The sequence below is a fragment of the Roseibium sp. AWQ4_254 genome (genome assembly GCF_056161025.1).
This window is the reverse complement of the sequence record NZ_JBSWYH010000013.1, coordinates 21,892-42,837: the sequence shown is the minus strand read 5'-3', so window position 1 is coordinate 42,837 and position 20,946 is coordinate 21,892. Positions and strand designations below refer to the sequence as shown.

Sequence of the window (20,946 nt, the reverse complement as noted above, 5' to 3'; positions counted from 1 at the left end):
ATGAGATGCGCGCGCAGAGCGTTACACCAAGCGCAATTGATGATGGTCTATTTGGGGCAGGCCTTGCGCCCCGCCGCAGGATGCCTTGTCGAGCTGCCCGCTCCGGCCATGCCGTTTCCCTTTCATCATCCCGGCCGCAGCGCAACGGAGAGCCGGACCCCGGTACGCCGCATTGGCTGCGGATCATATGCAGTTGGGCGGCGACTGGAAGCCTGCCTTCGCAGGACCGACAAGCGCGCGAGATGGGGTCAAGCCCCGGCGCAGGCTGAAGAGCGCGAAATCTTGCACGTCACACCTGATAATACCAACCTGAATAGATAGAAACCCATCTGATGGCGCTGATCCGGATTGGCCGGCAAGGCGCGTTGCGCAGGACGGCCTGGTTGGCCGTTCAAGCGGCGCAACGCAGTCCGGCGGGCCGGAGCAGGCCACCGAGGCCGTGTTTGAGGACTGTTCAGCTGCGTCCCAGGTTTTGAACGATAAACCATATCGCCCTGAAACCTGCTTCTTGCCGAACAGTCCCCAAACACGGTCAGATCGGTTCCTAGCTATTGAGGTTGGTATGAGACCCTCGCCCAGCAAGCTCCGTGGCGCAACACCCGATAGGCCCAACGCGGGCAATCTCATCCCCTCACATCTTTTTGACTGGCCGGCCACACATTCCTGACAGGCAGCTGTCAGGAAGGCAGATGTAAAACAGCCTCGACCCGGCCCATCGCCTCGTCTCCGTCCAGCCAAAATTCACGATCAAAATCAAAGATCTGCTTACTTCTGCCCACAAAGAGCGAAATATGATGAGAATCAAACTTTTGTTTAATTTAATCACCAATTTGAGATTTTCGTGGGCGGCGGTGCATTTGTGCACCGCCGCGGTGCAATTCCCGCCGTTTAAATCCCGGCTCCATCTCTTACCTTCAGGCGGCCTTAAGCAACTTGACGGAGCGGGCAGAACATTCTGCGCCGTATGCCACGCGGAAGGACAGACATGACCCATCTGGACGAGCAAAGCGGCCTAGCCTGTGCCGCAGATCCCCTGGACCTTTTCTTTGCCACACGCACGCAGACGGAGAAACTGACCGCGCCCTTGAGCGACGAAGACATGGGGCTGCAATCCATGGAAGATGCCAGTCCGCCCAAATGGCATCTGGCCCATACAACCTGGTTTTTCGAGGAATTCATCCTCAAGCCCCATCTGCCCGGTTACAAGCCCCGGGACGAGCGCTTCGCCATTTTGTTCAACTCCTACTATGTCCAGGCAGGCCCGCGTCACACCCGGTCCAAGCGTGGACTTCTGTCCCGCCCGAGCGTGACGGAGGTCACCTCCTACAGGGCCCATGTGGAAGACGCGCTGCGCGAAGGAATGATCTACGACAAGTTCGCGCTGGATCAGGCTCAGCTGGACGCACTGATCACGCTCGGGTGTCACCACGAGATGCAGCATCAGGAGCTTCTGATTACGGATCTCCTGCACGCCCTATCCCACAACCCTCTCCTGCCCGCCTACACGCCGTCCCAGCCGGAAGCCGTCCGGGAGGCTCCGGACCAGAGCTGGACGCGCCACGAAGGCGGCCTTCTTGAAATCGGACATGACGGCAACGGGTTCGCTTATGACTGCGAAGGCCCACGGCACAAGGTCTGGCTGGAGCCTTTCAGGCTTGCGGACCGTCCGGTGACCAATGGCGAGTGGATCGCCTTCATGGAAGATGGCGGCTATGACAACCAGACGCTTTGGCTGATGGAAGGCTGGGCGGTCAGGGAGCAAAACGGCTGGGACACGCCGCTTTACTGGTGGCGACAGGACGGCCAGTGGTGGACCTTTACGCTCCAGGGACCACGTCCCGTCGATCTCTCGGCTCCCGTTGTTCACGTCAGCTACTATGAAGCCGACGCCTTTGCCAGGTGGGCGGGACACCGGCTTCCGACCGAGGCGGAATGGGAAGCCGCGGCCCAGCACACTGACATTGCCGGAACCTTTCTGGAAAGCGGCGCCTTCATGCCGCTTGGCCGTGAGGCCGGATTGTGGGGGGATGTCTGGCAGTGGACCAGCAGTGCGTTTTCGCCCTATCCGGGCTTCCGGCCGCCGGAAGGCGCGATCGGTGAGTACAACGGCAAATTCATGGTGAACCAGATGGTTCTTCGCGGCGGGTCCTGTGCAACCCCCAGGCTCCAGATGCGTGCTTCTTATCGAACCTTCTTTTATCCAAACCAGCGCTGGCAGATGCTTGGGCTGAGACTGGCAGCCGATCAATGACCAAACATGTCCCCCCCTCCAGCATCGATCCCGTCTTCCGTTCCGAAGCCCTCAAGGGCCTCACTGGGCCGCAAAAGACCCTGTCGAGCAAATGGCTTTATGACGCGGTCGGCTCCCATCTGTTCGATGCGATCACCGCGCTCGATGCCTATTATCCGACCCGCACGGAGATCAGCATTTTGCGCCGGAAGGCGGCCAGCTTTGCCCGCCTTCCCGGAGCAAAGGGCGCTTTGGTGGAACTCGGCAGCGGCTCCAGCCGCAAGACGGGTCTGTTGCTGGACGCCTTTCCCGATCTGAAGCTTTACATGCCGGTCGATATCTCGGCCAGTCACCTCGCGGAGGCGGCCGAGCGCATGCGCCGGTCTTACCCCTCCCTTGCGGTGGCTCCGGTCACCGCCGACTTTACCCAGCCGCTCACCGGCCTGCCTGTACCGGAGGATCTGCCTGTTCTGGTGTTTTTTCCCGGGTCGACCATCGGCAATTTCGAAGTGCCGGACGCTGTTGCGCTCCTCAAAAACATCCACTCCGCCCTGCCCGGCGCCACCCTGATTGTCGGCGTCGACCGCCCCAAGGATGAAACGGTTCTGGTCACCGCCTATGACGATCCGGCCGGTGTGACCGCCGCCTTCAACCTGAATCTCTTGCAGCGTCTCAACCGGGACCTTGGGGCCGATTTCAATCTGAAAGCCTTTGCACACCGGGCCCTGTGGAACCGGAACGAGAGCCGCATTGAGATGCATCTGGAGAGCCTGAGGGACCAGACAGTCACGCTCGCGGGGCAAGAGATCCCGTTTGCTGCGGGCGAAACCATCCATACGGAGAACTCGCACAAATATGACGAGAATGCTTTTGCCAGGATCACCACATCCGCTGGCTGGCGTATCACTGGCCGGGAGGCTGATGAGCGGGACTGGTTCTCACTCTATACGCTGCAAGCGGTGTGAGCCCGCCGCGTTCATCCGGTTTCGAACGCTCCCTCCAGCACATTGGCCAGACGCCGCGCCGCCTGGCCCGCATCTGACGCGGTGGCCAGCACGATCTCCGTATCTTCCAGATAGGGCATCCGCTCGCCATTGTCGGTGATCAGGTCGTCCGGAGCCATATGGCCTGGCAGAACCGCGATCCCCAAGCCAGCCCGCACAGCCGCCAGGGTTCCGGCAAGCGATCCGCACACATAGGCGGCCCGGGGCTCGTGCCCGCTGCGCCGCAGGGCCTCGAAGGCCCGTTTGCGGTAGACACAGGGCTCGGGACTGACGGCCAGCGGCACACCGGACGCCGGAGATAACAGATTTTCATCGGCGGCTACCCACAAAAGAGGCTCCGCCCAAACCCGCTGCCCGCCGATTGCTGCCGCCGGTTCCCGTTTTAAAAGCACCACATCCAGAACCCCGTTCCGGAACTTCTCCAGAAGGTTCAGGGTCAGATCACAGGTGACCTCCAGACTGACCTTCCGATAGGCAGCAGCGAAATCGGCCAGCGCCTGGGGAAGATAGGTTGTTGCAATATCCTCCGGCGTGCCGAGGCGCACCTGCCCGGTTACTTCCTGCCCCCGGAATGCGGACAACGCTTCCTCATTCAAGGTAAGGATCTGTTCGGCATAGGTCAGAAACCGGTCTCCTGCCGGGGTCAGAACCACCCGCCGCGCACTCCGGCGCAGGAGCCGCTCTCCCAGGATCTCCTCAAGCTTCCGTATTTGCAGCGAAATCGCCGACTGGCTCCGGAAGAGCGCCTCCCCTGCCTTTGTGAAGCTGCCTGTCCGGCTCGTCAGAACAAAAGCCTTCAGCAACGCCGGATCGATTGTATCCATGACCATCCATGCATGAGTTTTTTCAATGATAAAATACCAAATTATAAATTTTTACAATCACGCGAACCTCTCTACACGTGTCCCGCACGCACTCGAACCGGTCCAGGGAGACACGAATGAACGTCCACAGCCACCCGCTCACCCAGTCTGCAACGGCCCATGATGCCCCCAAGGTCGCCATCGCTTTTGGCGATGGGATCGGCCCGGAAATCATGGACGCCGCCTTGCGCTGCCTGACAGCCTCCGGAGCGCGCCTGAAGCTTGAGGAAATCGTCCTGGGCGAATCGGTTTACAGGTCCGGGCACTCTTCGGGCATTGCCCCGGACACCTGGCAGACCCTCAGGGCCAGCAAAGCCCTGTTCAAGGGGCCAATCACAACTCCTCAGGGCGGCGGCTTCAAGTCCTTGAATGTCACGCTGCGCAAGTCGCTCGGGCTCTTTGCCAATATCCGGCCCTGCGCGGCCCTGACACCCTTTATCGCCTCCCATCACCCCGGCATGAATGTGGTGATTTTCCGGGAGAACGAGGAAGATCTTTATGCCGGGATCGAGCACCGCCAGACAGATGAGGTCTATCAGTGCCTGAAACTTGTCTCGCGTCCGGGCACGGAGAGGATTATCCGGTTTGCCTTTGACTATGCGCGCCAGCAGGGCCGCAAAAAGGTGTCGTGCTTTTCCAAGGACAACATCATGAAGCTGACCGATGGTCTGTTTCACAAGGTCTTTGACGAGATCTCGGCCGAGTACCCGGACATCGAAGCCGATCACTGGATCATCGATATCGGTGCAGCCAAGCTGGCCGCGGCCCCAGAACTGTTCGACGTGATCGTCACGACCAATCTTTATGGCGACATCATCTCGGACATTGCCGCAGAAATCAGCGGATCTGTCGGGATCGGCCCCTCGGCGAATATTGGCAGCACATTTGCCATGTTCGAGGCCATTCACGGATCAGCCCCCGCTCTTGCCGGACAAGGCGTGGCCAACCCCTCCGGCCTCATTCTGGCCGGGGTGCAGATGCTGGCCCATCTCGGCCAGACGGACGCTGCCTGCAGGCTCAACAATGCCTGGCTGAAAACGATTGAGGACGGTATTCACACGGCTGATATCTTCAACCCGGCCCATAGCCGGAGCAAGGTGGGCACGGAGGGTTTCGCGGATGCGCTGATCCGCAACATGGGCGCGCTGCCCAAACGGCTGCCTCCGGTGCGCGCTCAGGCCCATCAGACCCCTCTTCACCCCGCCCCGGCGACACGGTCTGAACCGGCCGTCAAACAGCTTGTGGGGGTGGATGTGTTCGTCCATGCACGGGGCGGCACAGCGGACGAGCTCGCCGGTTATTTGACCGCTCACACTCATGATCTGAACGTTGATCTCAACATGATCACGAACCGGGGCGTCAAGGTCTGGCCAGCAGGATTGCCGGAGACCTTTACCACGGACCATTGGCGCTGCCGGTTCACCGGCCCAAAGGGCGCCGGTCTCGAGCCCGCACAGATCGCCGGCTTGATGCTGGTGCTGGCCGAGGCGGGTCTTGATGTCATCAAGACCGAGAACCTTTACACTTTCGACGGGGCGGCCGGGTATTCGCTCGGCCAGGGCCAGTAGCCCCCGGGCGCCTTCAAGCCTCCCTATAAACATCCCGGCGGGTGTCCCGCCGGGATGTTCGCCTGACCTCAACTCCTCCGCATCCGGTGCCCGTCCGGGTCGAAGAGCGGACCATTGGTGGCAACGGCCTTTTCCAGACATCCGGCAAGATCCACCTGAAGCCGGGTACCGGTTGCCAGGGGCTGTTCGACATGGGCCAGGGCCACGGGCCGGCCGGTCCGGTAGCCATAGGCACAGCTTGTGGTCTGACCGATGATCTGACCGTTTAATAGCACAGGCTCGTGGCCGAGTGGAACGGCTGCGTCTTTGTCAAATCTTAGAGACATAATCTTCGGCTGGATGCCGTCAGTCCGCTGGGCCGCCAGTGCCTCAGCGCCAATAAAGCCCCCGGACGTGCGGGTCATGGCAGCCAGTCCGGCCTCCACCGGCGTCACGTCGCTGTCAAGCTCATGGCCCATGGCGCAGAACCCCTTTTCGATCCTCATGGAAGTCTGCGCGAACAGTCCGGCCGGACGGGCTCCGGCCTCCACAAACGCCCGGTAGACGGCTCGTGCGGTGTCAGCGCGGCAGGTGATTTCCCACCCCGGCTCCCCGACATAGGACAGCCGCGCCGCCCGGACATGGCAGCCTGCAATCTGTGCTTCTGCGTGTTTGAAATAGCCGATGGCGTTGAGGTCCGGCGCCCCGGCCTGCGCGGCGATCCGGGCGCTGTCAGGCCCCATCAGGGCGAGAACCGCATACTCCCCGGTGCTGTCGCTCAAGCGCACGTCATATCCGTCCGCCAGCCGGGAGAGCCAGGCAAGATCTTTCCGGATCGCGGCTGTTCCCGTGAAAATCCGGTAGTGGTCCGGTGACAGACGCTGGAGTGTCAAATCACTTTGATAGGTGCCCCGCGCGTTCAGGACAGCGCTATAGATCACAGATCCCGGTGCCCGGCCCACATATCCCGCACAGGCTTTCAGCAAAAAGGCCTCCGCATCCGGCCCCTCAACCTCGATCTTGCCAAAGGACGAAGCATCGAAGACCGCAGCCGCTTCGTGCGCGGCCCGCACTTCCGCGCCGACATTGTCAAACCAGTCCGGACGGGAGAAGGTCAGCACCGGCTCGTGCTGCTTGCCGAAATAAAGTGGCCGTTCCCAGCCATAGATCTGGCCGAAATGGGCCTTGGCCGCCCGGTACTCATCCTCCAGGGGCAAGGACCGCAGGAAGCGGGCTGTTCGGAACTGTTTGCCTGGAAAGGCGATCTCGTAATGGGTGCCGAGGACTTCCGGCGCCCGCGCCATCAGATGGTCTACGGAGTTGAAAACAGGCGCAAACCGTTTGGCGTCCGCCTCGGACAAATCATAGGCGGGCGCCCCGTGAAGGATCGTGTGCGCAAGGTTCATGCCCGCGCCCCCGCCCGCCGCAATGCCGACGGAGTTCATGCCGCAGCCCAGAAACAGCCCTCGGGTTTCCGCTGTCTCCCCCAGCATGAACGTACCATCGGGCGTGAAGCTTTCCGGACCGTTCAGCAGCATCTTCACCTCCGCCGTTTCCAGGGCCGGAAGCCGGTGCAGCGCGTTCAGCATCATCGGCTCGAAATGATCCCAGTCTTCCGGCAGCAGCCCGAAGGCAAAGCTGTCCCCCAGCACGCCGGGCGCAATCGGCTTTCCCATCGGCTCGAAACAGCCGACAAGCAAGCCGCCGCTGTCGTCCCGGATGTAGAGATGGCCGTCATGGTCGCTCAAGGTCGGCATGTTACCGGAAATACCGCCGACCGGCTTGGTCAGGAGGTAGAAATGCTCGCAGGCCACCAGCGGCACGGCCGCTCCCGCCAAGGCCCCGGCCTCCCGCGACCAAAGCCCCGTACACAGGGCAATGGCGTCGCACATGACTGTACCATGCGGGGTTTCAACGCCCCTCACCCGGCCGTTTTCCGTGAGGATGCCGGTCACCCCGGTGTTCTCAAACAACCGCGCCCCGCGCGCCCTGGCACCCTTGACGAGCGCCGCGCAAACGTCGGACGGGCTGACCCGGCCGTCATCGGGGGACCAGACCGCCCCCAGCACATCATCGGCCCGCATCAGAGGCCAGCGCTCCTTGGCTTCGCCAGCGCTGATGGAGGAGGCTGCCACTCCGTATGCCCGGGCGAGCGCTTCCTGGCGCCGGATATGGATCAGCCGGTTTTCAGTGGTTGCAATCGACAGGGACCCTTTCTGGATCCAGCCGGAGGCCTGCCCGGTTTCCTCCTCCAACCGGCTGTAAAGCTCAACGGAATACTGGATCATGCGGGTCAGATTGCGGGAGTGACGCAAGGCGCGGACCTGCGCGGCCGAGTGCCAGGTGGTCCCGGAGGTCAGTTGATTGCGTTCCAGCAGGATGGCATCCGTTACCCCCATCTGCGCCAGGTGATATAGGGTTGAGCAGCCCATGATGCCGCCTCCGATAACAACGACGGGGGCATGCTTTGGAAGGGAGGGAGATGACATCGGAACCAGTCCATGTAGTGACACAGAGTCAACAAAGAAACATTTGTTTCAGAGTTTGACAACACAAAAAACAAATGGAACATTAGCCTTATGGAAACCACCTTGCCGCCCCAGATCCGGACCGCCATTTCGGCCTGCTATGCGGAGTTGAGTGACGCCTTGCGCGTGGCCGCTGACTATATCGTGGAGAACCAGATCGACATTGCCACACGCAGCCTCAGATCGGTCGCCAGTGCCAGCGGCGTGTCTCCGGCCAGTTACACCCGGCTCGCCCGCGCGCTTGGCTTTGCCGACTATGAAGCCTTGCGTGAACAGGCCCGTGTTGAACTCAGCAACCGGGACCGGGGCAGCTTTCAGGACAAGGCCCGGCGCCTGCGCAACGACGCCAGCCAGCCCCTTCTGCCCCGTCAGGTGGCTGCCTGTGCCGCCAATATCGAAGCGCTTCTTCAGGACATCGACCCGGTGGTTCTCGATGCACTGGTCGACCGCCTGGCCGCCTCAAGGCATATCGTTTTGATTGGCGCCCTCGCCTCGGCCGGCTTTGCCGACTACTTTGCCTATCTGGCCAACTGGTTTGACGAACGCTGGATCGTCGCCGGGCGCAACGGCACGACCCTCGGCAGTGCCATGGCAGGCCTGACGGCGGACGACACGGTTCTCATTCTTTCAAAACACCCCTACGCTCACCGGTCTGTCCGCGCAGCGGAAGTGGCCGCAGGAAGAGGTGCAAAAGTCGGGGTTTTGACCGACAGTCATGCCTTTTCCGGGTTGCGGTTCGCAGACTTTCACTTCATACAACGCACTGAAAGTCCGCACTTTTTTTCATCCTATGCGGCCACGCTGGTTCTGATCGAAACGATTACAGGGATGCTGGCGGCACGGTCAGGTTCCGAAGCGGAAGATCGGATTGAGGAAGTCGACAGGCAGAACCGCTTGCTCGATGAGTTTGAAAATGTCTAGTGTGGTGGTTCACGCTGGACCATAGAAGTCTAACAGAGGGAAGCCAAATCTTATGATGATGAAACGAAACCTTGCAGGCGCTGTTCTGGCAGCCAGCTTCGCCTTCACCGGCGCTGCCTCCGCTGAAGAATTCATCACGATCGGCACGGGCGGGGTCACCGGCGTCTATTACCCGACCGGAGGAGCAATTTGCCGTCTTGTCAACAAGGGCCGCAAAGACCATGGCATCCGCTGTTCGGTGGAATCCACCGGCGGGTCGGTCTATAACAGCCGCACCATCCGCCAGGGAGAGCTGGATTTCGGCGTCGTGCAGTCTGACGTTCAGTCCGCGTCCTTGAACGGCACCGGCGCCTTTGCCGATGATGGTCCTTTTGAAGACCTGCGCGCCGTGTTTTCCGTCCACCCTGAGCCCATGCATGTGATGGCCCGCGCTGACGCCAATATCAGCTCCCCGGCCGATCTCAAGGGCAAGAAGGTGAATATCGGCAACCCGGGCTCCGGCACGCGCGTTCTTGCCGAAACGCTTATGAAATATACCGGCCTGAGCGCCGACGACTTTACCCTCGCCGCTGAGCTGAAGTCCTCCGAACAGGCCGCCGCCCTGTGCGACGGCAAGCTGGACGCGGCCATCTGGGCCGCCGGCCTGCCGAACGGCTCGTCCCAGGAAGCCACGTCAACCTGCGACATCAAGATCGTGCCGCTGTCCGGCGCACCGATCGAAAAGCTGCTGGCCGACAATTCAGCCTATGCGGCTGCGATTATTCCGGGCGGCATGTATCCCGGCAACCCCGACGACATCCCGTCCTGGGGCCCCAAGGCCACCATCGTGACCTCGGCCAAGACCTCCGACGATGTGGTGTATGCCTTGGTCTCCGCAGTCTTTGAAAACTTCGATACGTTCAAAAAACTGCACCCGGCCTTTGCCCGCCTGACGCCGGAAGAAATGATTAAGGACGGCTTGACCGCCGATCTGCATCCCGGTGCGGTGAAGTACTACAAGGAAAAGGGCTGGATGTAACCGGCCCAGGAAGCAGCCCGGCCTTCCGGGCTGCTTTTTTGTTTCCAGGCGTTCTGGCGCGTAGCTTTCAGGTCCTGCCCCTTTTTTCGGGATGACTGCCTTTCGAAAGCCCTTCCCCTGGCCCTCCAAGAGGAAGGCGCACGCGCCGATTTTGATACAAACTGACTTGCAGCGGGTTGGGGACCAGATGACCGGCACATCGGCAGACACAGCATCAAACGACCTTGATGACATCATAGCGGAGGCCGACACCGGCGCCCGGGCCCCCAAAGACAGTTTTTCCAGAAACGTTCTGTGGATCGTGCCCCTGTTCTGGTCGGTCTATCAGCTGTGGATTGCCTCGCCCCTGCCCTATCTCGTCGGCATCGGCGTTCTCAATGACACGCAAACCCGCGCCATTCATCTGGGATTTGCCGTCTTCCTGGCGTTTCTGGCCTTTCCGGCCTTCAAGAGCAGTCCCCGCCATTACATTCCAAAGCTGACCTGGCTGGTGGCGATCATCGGCGCGGTCGCGTGTTCCTATCTTTGGTGGGACTACAGGGGCGTTGCCAACAGAACCGGCGTGCCAAGCACCATGGATCTTGTTATGGCCGGGACCGGTCTCGTTCTGCTGCTGGAAGCTGCCCGCCGCTCCCTCGGCTTCCCGTTGATGGGCGTCGCCCTGTTCTTCATGGCCTATGTCTTTTTCGGCTCCTGGGACGGGCTGCCCGATGTTGTGCGCTGGAAGGGCGCGTCCTTTGAAAAGGCTATGAGCCACCTCATGCTGACCACCGAAGGCGTCTACGGTGTCGCGCTCGGGGTGTCTTCCGGTTTCGTGTTCCTGTTCGTGCTTTTTGGCGCGCTGCTCAATCAGGCCGGTGCGGGCAACTACTTCCTGCAGCTTGCTTTTGCCTCTGTTGGGCACCTGACCGGCGGGCCCGCAAAAGCGGCCGTGATTGCCTCGGCAGCAACCGGCCTGATTTCCGGGTCCTCCATCGCGAATGTCGTCACGACCGGCAATTTCACGATCCCGCTCATGAAAAAAGTCGGGTTCTCGCCTACAAAGGCCGGCGCCATTGAAGTGTCCTCTTCAATCAATGGAGTGCTCACGCCGCCGGTGATGGGTGCTGTCGCCTTCCTGATGATCGAATATGTCGGCATTCCTTATGTCGAAGTGATCAAAACGGCAATCATTCCGGCGGCCATCTCCTACATCGCACTCGTTTACATCGTGCATCTGGAAGCGCTGAAAAGCGGCATGCGCGGCACGTTGCAGATGAACAACGCGAAATTCCTTCTGGCCGCAGTCGGCATCATCGTCCTTGCCATTGCCATCGGCGGCGGCATTCTGTTCTCGCTCGGCTTCCTGGTCGGTCTCAGCAAAGCCGCGTTTGGCGCAGCCTCAACCCCCATTCTGATTTGTTTGCTTGTGCTCGCCTATCTTGCGGCCGTCTGGTACGCGTCCAAGGTTCCAGATCTCAAGACAGACCTGGACTCCATGGACGATCTGCCGCCAGTGGGCACGATTTTCAAAACCGGTATTCACTACCTGCTGCCCGTTCTGATGCTCATGTATCTGCTGATGATCGAACGCAAGTCGCCGGGTCTGTCCGCCTTCTGGTCCGCGGTCCTGATGATGGTCATCCTGCTGACGCTGGCCCCGCTCAAAGCGTTCTTCCGGGGCGAAAGCGCCTATCTGGCAAATGTGGCTGCAGGCTGGAAGAACCTCGAAGAAGGCCTGGTGGTCGGCGCCAGAAACATGATCGGACTGGCTGCTGCCATGGGGGTTGCCGGGATCATCGTCGGCGCTGTGACCCTGACCGGTATCGGCCAGGTCATGGCTGAATTTGTCGAATATCTATCCGGCGGCAACCTGCTGGCCATGCTGTTCTTTGTGGCCCTGATCTCCATCATCCTGGGCATGGGCCTGCCGACAACGGCCAACTATATCGTCGTCTCCTCGCTCATGGCCGGTGTGGTGGTCGAGCTGGGCGCCCAGTCCGGACTGATCGTGCCGCTGGTCGCGGTTCACATGTTCGTCTTCTATTTCGGGATCATGGCCGATGTGACCCCACCGGTCGGCCTGGCGAGTTTCGCGGCAGCCGCCATCTCGAAGGGCGATCCCCTGAAGACCGGTTTTCAGGCCTTCTTCTATTCCATCCGCACCGCGCTTTTGCCCTTCCTCTTCATCTTCAACACGGACCTGCTCCTGATTGATGTGGGCCCTGTGCAGGCGGTGTTTGTGTTTCTCGTTGCCCTGATCGCCATGCTGTTATTCGCCGCCGGGACAATGAACTATTTCATCGTCAAGTCGCGCCTTTGGGAAAGTGCGGTCCTGCTTCTGGTTGCCTTCACCCTGTTCCGGCCGGGCTTTTTCCTGAATATGGTCGCCCCTGAATTTGAAACCCGGCCAGCTGCCGACATCTACCAGATGGCTCAGGACGCGCCGGATGACGCGTTGTTGCAAGCCCGTTTTACAGGGGTGAACATTGAAGGCGATCCCGTAGATGCCAAGTACCTGTTGCCGCTCGGCACGAAAGGAGCCGACGGCAAAGACAGGCTTTTCGAAAATCTCGGCCTGACCTTGCGCGACGAAGACGGTGCCTTGTTTGTCGACCAGCTGGAATTCGGCGCACCCGCCCAGAAACTTGGGATCGATTTTGATTGGGAAGTCAAGGAACTGGAGGTCCCTGCGGTCCGGCCGCCAAAGGAGATCTTCTATATTCCGGCCCTGCTTGTGCTCGGGATCATTGTGCTTCTGCAGCGCAGGCGCCATGCCATCGCCCATGCCGGCGAAACCGGTCCCGTCTCAACCGCAGCCTGAAGGGAGCCCTTATCATGAAGAAGAATGTCCTGGCCGCGGTCGATCTGGCCCACCCCCAAGACCTGACCCATATCCTGCACGAAGCCAAGCGCTTTGTGGATCTGGACGGCGGCACCTTGAACGTCATGACGGTTCTGCCGCCCCTTGGCGGCGCCTGGGTGGCCACCTGGTTCAAGGATGACGCGGAAGAAAACATGCTGAAGGAAGCTGACAAAACCCTTCACGCCCAAGTCCGCGACGCGCTCGGACCGGACGTGAAGGCCCGCCACATCGTCAGCCACGGCACTGTCTATGAGGAAATTCTGGCAATGGCTGCGCGTCTCTCGATTGACCTGATTGTGATGGGCGCCCACCGGCCGGAACTCAGCGACTATCTGCTGGGTCCGAATGCGGCCCGGGTGGCCCGGCATTCCAAATGCTCGATCTATATCGTACGCGACTAGTGTGGTGAAATTGACATACGCCTGATTTGCGCAGCCCGCGCCGTTGCGTCCTTAAATCCAGAAAACCTCAATAGTAACAAAAGCCTTCTAGTCAAACCCATGAATCTGAAGGTCGTTCTGAACGCGCTGGAAAATGAGACGAACTTCCGCTCAGGATGACGAGGAGACGGGACTGGGACGGCCCTCCGGCGCCCCTTCGCTGCCGTGGCACCGAACCGGCTTTTCGGCCACAAGACCTAGGCAAATCCTGCAAGCCATCCTATTTAATCGCAAGAATGCGATGAATTGCCGGATTGACCCGGAAGAATCGCAGTCTTTTCAGTCTGATCCGATCCGGAGACCCTTTCCATGAGCGAGACTTCCTCCTACACGCCTCCAAAAGTCTGGACCTGGCAACAGGCCAGTGGCGGCCAATTTGCCAATATCAACCGCCCGGTCTCCGGGGCCACCCACGACAAGGATCGGCCGGTCGGTGCGCACCCCTTGCAGCTCTATTCCCTGGCAACGCCCAACGGCGTCAAAGCCACTGTTATGCTGGAAGAGCTGCTGGCGCTGGGCCATACGGGGGCGGAATATGATGCCTGGCTGATCCGCATCAACGAGGGCGACCAGTTTTCCAGCGGCTTTGTGGAGGCCAATCCAAATTCAAAAATCCCGGCCCTGGTCGATCACAGCACCTCACCCCCGACCCGGGTGTTCGAATCGGGCTCCATCCTGCTCTATCTGGCCGAAAAATTCGGGGCATTCCTGCCCGCCAGCCCGGCGGCCCGTACCGAGACCTTGAACTGGCTGTTCTGGCAAATGGGTTCTGCGCCTTATGTTGGCGGCGGTTTTGGCCATTTCTATGCCTATGCGCCTGAGAAGTTCGAGTATCCGATTAACCGGTTTGCTATGGAAACCAAGCGCCAGCTGGATGTTCTGGAAAAGGCTCTTTCTGACCGGCCCTATATTGCCGGAGACGACTATACGATCGCGGACATTGCGATCTTCCCCTGGTATGGCGGCCTTGTGCTTGGCCGGCTTTATGAGGCAGCAGAGTTCCTGAGTGTCGATGACTATAAGAACGTGAAGGCCTGGGCCGAGAAAATCGACGCCCGGCCAGCAGTCATCCGGGGACGTAAGGTCAACAAGGTTTGGGGCGATGAGGCCGATCAGGTGCCGGAACGCCACAGCGCTGCGGATCTGGAGATGAAGCCGGCCGCCGAATAACCCTCGCCCGGCTCGCTCCCGCGGGCCGGGCGCCTGCGCGTTTCAAGTCACTCTTCATTCCAATTGATTTATTTTTGTTAGAAAAAAATATTAATACCGGGCAAAGCTCGAGTATTACGACCCTTTGATTTCTAAGGAGTCAAGTTTTCAGACTGACACTTCCTCAATTCGCGTTTTCCAGCCTCTCTGGCCTAGCCATCAAATCACGCGCTTGTTTTGGTCAAGCGGCATGCAGGCGTCCTTTTCACGCAAAAACACGTCTTGTCATAAGTATATTTTTCGTCTCTATATGCGGAGAAACCACAAGGTCCACCGATGCGGGCACATTCCCCTGATGGACCCTGCGGCACCAGATTTCTTTGGCCAAGTCCTGGTCACCATCTTGGAGCGACATATGTCAGAAGCCCTTAAGATAGGCACACCCAAGGAAGCTTTTTCCGGTGAGGCGCGTGTCGCCATGACCCCGGAATCGGCAAAGCAACTGCAAAAGCTCGGCTATAGCTGCCTGGTGCAAAGCGGCGCGGGAAAGGCAGCCGGTTTCTCCGACGAGGCTTATCAGGCGGCCGGGGCCGAAATCGTCAAGACAGCGCCAAGCCTCTGGAAACAGGCCGATATCATCGCCAAGGTACGCCAGCCGGACGAGAAGGAACTGGGATACCTGACCGACGGCAAGACGCTGATTTCCTTCTTCAATCCGGGCGGAAACGAAACCGGGCTGGAAGAGGCCAGAGCCAAGGGCGCCAATGTGATCGCCATGGAAATGGTGCCCCGCATTTCCCGCGCCCAGAAGATGGACGCGCTCAGCTCCATGGCCAATATCGCCGGATACCGGGCCGTGATCGAGGCGGGCAACAATTTCGGCCGGTTCTTCACAGGGCAGATCACCGCTGCCGGCAAGGTGCCGCCAGCCAAGGTTCTGGTTGTCGGCGCCGGGGTTGCCGGGCTTGCCGCCATCGGCACGTCTACGTCGCTCGGGGCGATCACCTACGCCTTCGACGTGCGTCCGGAAGTGGCCGAACAAGTTGAATCCATGGGGGCCGAATTCGTCTATCTGGATTTTGAAGAAGCCCAGCAGGATGGCGCCACCACGGGCGGCTATGCCAGCGTATCGTCACCGGAGTTCCGAGAAGCCCAACTGGCCAAGTTCCGCGAGCTGGCGCCAGAGATCGACATTGTCATCACCACGGCCCTGATCCCGAACCGCCCGGCCCCGAAACTCTGGCTGGAGGATATGGTTGCGTCCATGAAACCGGGCTCGGTGATCGTCGATCTGGCGGCTGAGCGCGGCGGCAATGTGGAAGGTACGGTCGCGGACAAGAAAGTCGTGACCGGAAACGGCGTGACCATCATCGGCTACACGGATTTCCCCTCGCGCATGGCCGCACAATCCTCAAGCCTTTACGCCACCAACATCCGGCACATGATGACGGATCTGACCCCGGACAAAGACGGCAAGCTCGTCCATAATATGGAAGACGATGTCATTCGCGGGGCAACTGTCACCTATCAGGGCGAAATCACCTTCCCGCCGCCGCCGCCCAAAGTGCAGGCGATTGCCGCAAAGCCGAAGGAAAAGCCCAAGGAGCTGACCCCGGAGGAAAAACGGCAGCGGGAGGCGGACGCCTTCAAGGCCCAGACCAAACAGCAGGTCACCCTGCTGGCCGTTGGCGGGCTGCTGATGCTGCTGGTGGGACTGGTCGCACCGGTCAGCTTCCTGCAGCATTTCATCGTGTTTGTGCTGGCGGTGTTTGTCGGCTTCCAGGTCATCTGGAATGTCAGCCACTCCCTGCACACACCTCTTATGGCGGTCACCAACGCCATCTCGTCGATCATCATTGTCGGCGCCCTGCTGCAGGTCGGGTCAGGCTCGTTCCTGATCATCCTGCTCGCAGGCCTGTCGATTTTCATGGCCGGAATCAATATTTTCGGCGGTTTCCTCGTCACACGGCGCATGCTCGCCATGTTCCAGAAATCCTAAGGAGCCCGGCCTATGGAATTCGGTTTCACCATTGCCGTCTATGTGGTTGCGGCTGTCCTGTTCATTCTCTCTCTTGGCGGTCTGTCCGGTGAGGAAAGCGCCAAGCGTGCCGTCTGGTACGGCATTACGGGCATGGCCCTGGCGGTCGCCGCGACTCTGATCGGCCCCGGCTCGGGCCTCTGGTTCCTGTCCCTGATCCTGATCGCAGGCGGTGGCATCATCGGCTATTTCGTTGCGCAGCGTGTGCAGATGACCGAAATGCCTCAGCTGGTCGCGGCCATGCACTCGCTTGTGGGGCTTGCTGCTGTCTTTGTCGGCTTCAATGCCTATCTCGAACTGGGCCGGGTTCTGGCCATGGGCGAGGAAGAACGCAAGGCGCTTCAGGGCTTTGCAGCCCTGCTTGCCAAAAAGACGGCCACCGAACAGGCAATCTTGAAGGTCGAGGTTTTTCTCGGCGTCTTTATCGGCGCCGTTACCTTCACCGGTTCCGTCGTGGCTTTCGGGAAGCTTGCGGGCAAGATCACGTCCAAGGCGGAAAAACTCCCGGGCGGCCATGCACTCAATGCCGGGGCTGCCGGCCTCTCGGTTCTGCTCCTGATCCTGTTCCTGAACGGGGCCGGGATCTGGACGCTGATCCTGATGACGCTACTGGCCTTCTTCATCGGCTATCACCTGATCATGGGTATTGGCGGGGCGGATATGCCGGTCGTCGTCTCCATGCTGAACAGCTATTCGGGCTGGGCAGCAGCGGCCATCGGCTTTTCGCTGGGCAATGACCTCCTGATCGTGGTGGGCGCCCTGGTCGGCTCCTCCGGGGCCATCCTCAGCTACATCATGTGCAAGGCCATGAACCGTTCGTTTATCTCCGTCATTCTGGGCGGCTTCGGCAACACGACCGGCCCGGCCATGGAAGTGGACGGCGAACAGATCGCCATTGATGGCGACGGGGTCGCCGCCGCGCTGGAAGATGCGGACAGCGTCATCATCGTGCCCGGTTACGGCATGGCTGTGGCCCAGGCCCAGCAAGCGGTCAGCGAACTGACCAAGCGCCTGCGCGCCAAGGGCAAGACCGTGCGCTTCGCCATCCACCCGGTTGCAGGCCGTCTGCCCGGCCACATGAACGTGCTGCTGGCGGAAGCCAAGGTGCCGTATGACATCGTGCTGGAGATGGACGAAATCAATGAGGACTTTCCCGAAACCGATGTGGCCATCGTGATCGGCTCCAACGACATCGTCAATCCGGCCGCGCAGGAAGACCCAAACTCCCCGATTGCCGGCATGCCGGTTTTGGAGGTCTGGAAAGCCAAGCAGGTCTTCGTCTCCAAACGCGGTCAGGGCACCGGCTATTCCGGAATCGAAAACCCGCTGTTCTACAAGGAGAACACCCGCATGTATTACGGCGACGCCAAATCAAGCCTGGACAAGCTGCTCACCATGATCGCGTGATCGCCCGGAGCCTCAAAACACAAAAAAGCCGCGCCGGGACGCCGCGCGGCTTTTTATTTTGGTATCCGGCAAGAGCGTCCCTACGGGCTCAATCGCTGCCCGTCAGCGTCGAAATAATAGGATTTACCGTCTGAAATCGCGAGGCCGAGATCGCTGCCTGGGGCAATGGCATGCTGGCCGAACAGCCGGGCGGTGATCTGGTGGTCCTTAACCGTGGCAATCACATTGGTGTCACCGCCGAGCTGCTCCACATGCTGAACCGTCGCTTTCAAAGCCCCGTCCTTAGACAGGGACAGATCTTCCGGGCGGATCCCCAGCGTGCGGGTGTCGCCTTCGCGAAGCAAACCGGCAGGCAGGAAATTCATGGCAGGTGAGCCAAGAAAGCCCGCCACAAACTTGTTGACCGGATTGTTGTAGAGTTCCATCGGACTTCCGGTCTGCTCCACCCGGCCCTCCCGCAGAACCACGATCTTGTCGGCCAGCGTCATGGCTTCGGACTGGTCATGGGTCACATAGATCATGGAGGCGTCGAGCTGACGGTGCAGATTGGCAATCTCAAGCCGCGTATTCATACGCAGGGCCGCATCCAGATTGGAGAGCGGCTCGTCAAACAGAAACAGCTTGGGATGGCGCACGATGGCCCGGCCAATGGCGACCCGCTGGCGCTGGCCACCTGACAGCTCGGACGGGTACCGGTCCAGATAGGCTTCCAGATTGAGCATGCGGGTGGCTTCCGCGATGCGCTGCTCAATCACCTCCCGGCGCTGCCGCTCCTGTTTCAGGGCCAGGGACATGTTGCCGCGCACAGTCAAATGCGGATAGAGCGCATAGCTTTGAAACACCATGGCAATGCCGCGTTTGGAGGGCGGTGTCAGGTTCACATGCTCCCCGCCGATATGAATATCGCCCGAGGTCACATCCTCCAGCCCGGCAATCACCCTGAGGAGGGTGGATTTGCCACAGCCGGAGGGGCCGACAAAAACGACGAATTCGCCGTCCTCCACCTCAAGCGTGACATCTTTGAGCACGTGAACATCCCCGAAGGACTTGTTGACAGTTTGCAAGGTAAGCGCCGTCATGGCGTCGGCTCCTTCAGGAAAACGGGCTTGCCGGTGCGCACGCTCTCATCGGCGGCAAGACAAATGGCCAGAGACCGGACCGCGTCCTGCATGTGACGGGTCAGATCGAGATTTTTGCGTATTGCGTGCAGCATATAGGCCTGCTCCGCATCGCACAGGTCCTGGTGGCCGGGTTCGTCCGGCAAATCAATGCGGGTGTCCCCGTCCAGGCGGTGCACCAGCAGCCCCCCCACTTTGGTGTGGCCGTCCACATCCGCCGAGCCCCCTTTGTTGCCCTCCACAATGGAGACGGACCCGGCGGGCGAGACCACATCTTTGACGAAAAAGGCTGTTTCGGACATCATCGGGCCCCAGCCGGCCTCGTACCAGCCCACTGAGCCGTCGTCGAACACCACCTGGAACTGGCCGTAATTATACATGTCCGGGGCAATTTCCCCGGAAAGCCGCAGCCCCATGCCATGGACCTTGACCGGAACCGCGTCGGTGATCTGGCACCAGACATCCACATAGTGAACACCGCAATCGACAATCGGTGCGGTCGTCTGCATCAGGGCCTTGTGGGTGTCCCATTCCGCACCGGAGCTCTGCTGGTTGAGATTCATGCGGAACACATAAGGCCCGCCCAGCGCCCGGGCTTCCGTGATCAGGCGCTGCCAGGACGGATGGTGGCGCAGAATATAACCAACCACGAGTTTCCGGCCGGTCCTGAGCGCACACTCGGCCACCCTTTCAGCGTCTGCCACTGTGGTTGCCAGCGGCTTTTCGACAAAGACATGGGCCCCGGCCTCCATGGCTGCCACCGCATAACTGGCGTGCGTGTCCGAATAGGTGGCGATCACCACCAGATCCGGCTTTGCCGCAGCAAGGGCCGCCTCAAAGCTGTCATAGGCCGGATAGGCGCTCAGCTCCGGATGGTCCACCTTTCCCGACCGGTTGACCAGGGCAACGATCTCGCTGCCTGAGTGCCTGTGGTGGGCCAGGGCGTGGGACAGGCCCATATTGCCGAGACCGGCCACCAGAACGCGGGTCATTTGACAGCTCCGGAGGTGATGCCGCGGATCAGCTGGCGCGAGAATATCACATAGAGCACCAGTACCGGCAAAATGGCCATGCTGAGCGCGGACAGAACGGCGTTCCAGTTGGTCACGAACTGACCGATAAACACCTGGCTGCCAAGGGTCAGCGTCTTGGTTTCCTCAGCCGGGGCCAGAATGAGCGGAAACCAGAGATCATTCCAGATCGGGATCATGTTGAAGACGGCGACCGTAGCCATGGCCGGACGCACCAGCGGCAGCACCAGACGGAAGAAGATCGTATATTCGGACAGGCCGTCAATCCGGCCGGCGTTTTTCAGATCATCCGACACCTGACGCATGAACTCGCTCAGGATAAAGACGGCAAGCGGCAACCCCTGGGCCGTATAGACCAGGATCAGGGCGGTCAGCGTGTTCACAAGGCCGGTGGCGACCATCATGTCCAGAATGGCCACCGTGCCGATCCGGATCGGGATCATGATACCGAGCGCCAGATAGAGCCCCATCAGCAGGTTGCCCCGGAACCGGTATTCGCTGAGCGCAAAGGCGGCCATGGCGCCAAATAGCAGGATCAGGGCCAGCGAAACCACGGTGACAATCATGGAGTTCTGGAAATAAAGGAAAAAGTCCCCCTGCTTCAGCACCGTCTGATAGCCGATCAGGGAAAAACTCTCTGTATCCGGCAGGCTCAGCGGTTCACGGAAGATTGCCTTTCGGGTCTTGAAGCTGTTGATCAGGATCACAAAGACCGGAAACAGGGCAATCAGCGTATAGAGGATCAGTGCGCCATGCATGGCAAGGCTGTTGAGCGGGTGTGATCTGGCCTTGTTCATATCTCCCCTC

General features: G+C 60.2%; 15 protein-coding genes. 10 read left to right on the top strand and 5 right to left on the bottom strand.

Going from position 1 to position 20,946, the window contains the following annotated elements:
• Positions 1–985: 985 nt before the first annotated feature.
• Both egtB and egtD read left to right on the top strand, forming a co-directional pair.
• On the top strand, positions 986–2,251 hold the full coding sequence (gene egtB, locus ACXAIC_RS11715) for an ergothioneine biosynthesis protein EgtB (RefSeq protein WP_475178464.1): 1,266 nt from the start codon (positions 986–988) through the stop codon (positions 2,249–2,251).
• Positions 2,248–3,195 (top strand): L-histidine N(alpha)-methyltransferase, encoded by a 948-nt coding sequence (egtD, locus tag ACXAIC_RS11710; protein WP_475178457.1) that lies wholly within the window; start codon positions 2,248–2,250, stop codon positions 3,193–3,195. The genes egtB and egtD overlap by 4 nt, the downstream gene beginning before the upstream one ends.
• A gap of 11 nt (positions 3,196–3,206) precedes the next feature.
• Here the strand turns inward: egtD and ACXAIC_RS11705 are convergent, their stop codons facing one another.
• Entirely contained in the window at positions 3,207–4,058 is an 852-nt protein-coding gene (locus ACXAIC_RS11705; protein ID WP_475178449.1) for a LysR family transcriptional regulator, read from the bottom strand.
• Positions 4,059–4,174: 116 nt separating this feature from the next.
• On the opposite strand from ACXAIC_RS11705, the gene ACXAIC_RS11700 reads away from it, so the two are divergent.
• Positions 4,175–5,665, top strand: coding sequence for an NADP-dependent isocitrate dehydrogenase (locus ACXAIC_RS11700; RefSeq protein ID WP_475178446.1), 1,491 nt, complete (start codon positions 4,175–4,177; stop codon positions 5,663–5,665).
• Between the two features lie 68 nt (positions 5,666–5,733).
• Here the strand turns inward: ACXAIC_RS11700 and ACXAIC_RS11695 are convergent, their stop codons facing one another.
• On the bottom strand, positions 5,734–8,133 hold the full coding sequence (locus tag ACXAIC_RS11695; RefSeq protein ID WP_475178443.1) for a GcvT family protein: 2,400 nt from the start codon (positions 8,131–8,133) through the stop codon (positions 5,734–5,736).
• Positions 8,134–8,223: 90 nt separating this feature from the next.
• Between ACXAIC_RS11695 and ACXAIC_RS11690 the strand changes: the two genes are divergently transcribed.
• From ACXAIC_RS11690 to ACXAIC_RS11660, 7 genes are all read left to right on the top strand, one after another.
• A complete protein-coding gene (locus tag ACXAIC_RS11690; protein WP_475178440.1) occupies positions 8,224–9,093 on the top strand; it encodes a MurR/RpiR family transcriptional regulator in 870 nt (289 codons plus the stop codon).
• 52 nt (positions 9,094–9,145) lie between these two features.
• Positions 9,146–10,111 (top strand): TAXI family TRAP transporter solute-binding subunit, encoded by a 966-nt coding sequence (locus ACXAIC_RS11685; protein WP_475178437.1) that lies wholly within the window; start codon positions 9,146–9,148, stop codon positions 10,109–10,111.
• Between the two features lie 187 nt (positions 10,112–10,298).
• A complete protein-coding gene (locus ACXAIC_RS11680) occupies positions 10,299–12,914 on the top strand; it encodes a TRAP transporter permease (protein WP_475178432.1) in 2,616 nt (871 codons plus the stop codon).
• Between the two features lie 14 nt (positions 12,915–12,928).
• Positions 12,929–13,357: a universal stress protein gene (locus ACXAIC_RS11675; protein ID WP_475178425.1), complete on the top strand. Its 429-nt coding sequence runs from the start codon at positions 12,929–12,931 to the stop codon at positions 13,355–13,357.
• Between the two features lie 348 nt (positions 13,358–13,705).
• Positions 13,706–14,566, top strand: a complete 861-nt coding sequence (yghU, locus tag ACXAIC_RS11670; RefSeq protein ID WP_475178420.1) for a glutathione-dependent disulfide-bond oxidoreductase — start codon at positions 13,706–13,708, stop codon at positions 14,564–14,566.
• Between the two features lie 394 nt (positions 14,567–14,960).
• A complete protein-coding gene (locus tag ACXAIC_RS11665; protein ID WP_475178415.1) occupies positions 14,961–16,544 on the top strand; it encodes a Re/Si-specific NAD(P)(+) transhydrogenase subunit alpha in 1,584 nt (527 codons plus the stop codon).
• 12 nt (positions 16,545–16,556) lie between these two features.
• Complete coding sequence (locus tag ACXAIC_RS11660; RefSeq protein WP_475178411.1) at positions 16,557–17,990, top strand: NAD(P)(+) transhydrogenase (Re/Si-specific) subunit beta; 1,434 nt, start codon at positions 16,557–16,559, stop codon at positions 17,988–17,990.
• 80 nt (positions 17,991–18,070) lie between these two features.
• Here ACXAIC_RS11660 and ACXAIC_RS11655 read toward each other — a convergent pair whose 3' ends face one another.
• Genes ACXAIC_RS11655 through ACXAIC_RS11645 form a run of 3 tightly spaced genes read right to left on the bottom strand, consistent with a single transcriptional unit; the run spans position 18,071 to position 20,936 of the window.
• Positions 18,071–19,069: an ABC transporter ATP-binding protein gene (locus tag ACXAIC_RS11655; protein ID WP_475178407.1), complete on the bottom strand. Its 999-nt coding sequence runs from the start codon at positions 19,067–19,069 to the stop codon at positions 18,071–18,073.
• Positions 19,066–20,100 carry a Gfo/Idh/MocA family protein gene (locus ACXAIC_RS11650; protein ID WP_475178404.1) on the bottom strand — a complete coding sequence of 345 codons (1,035 nt, stop codon included), beginning with the start codon at positions 20,098–20,100 and terminating at the stop codon, positions 19,066–19,068. The genes ACXAIC_RS11655 and ACXAIC_RS11650 overlap by 4 nt, the downstream gene beginning before the upstream one ends.
• Positions 20,097–20,936, bottom strand: coding sequence for a carbohydrate ABC transporter permease (locus tag ACXAIC_RS11645; RefSeq protein ID WP_475178399.1), 840 nt, complete (start codon positions 20,934–20,936; stop codon positions 20,097–20,099). Before ACXAIC_RS11645 ends, ACXAIC_RS11650 begins: the two co-directional genes overlap by 4 nt.
• Positions 20,937–20,946: the final 10 nt, after the last annotated feature.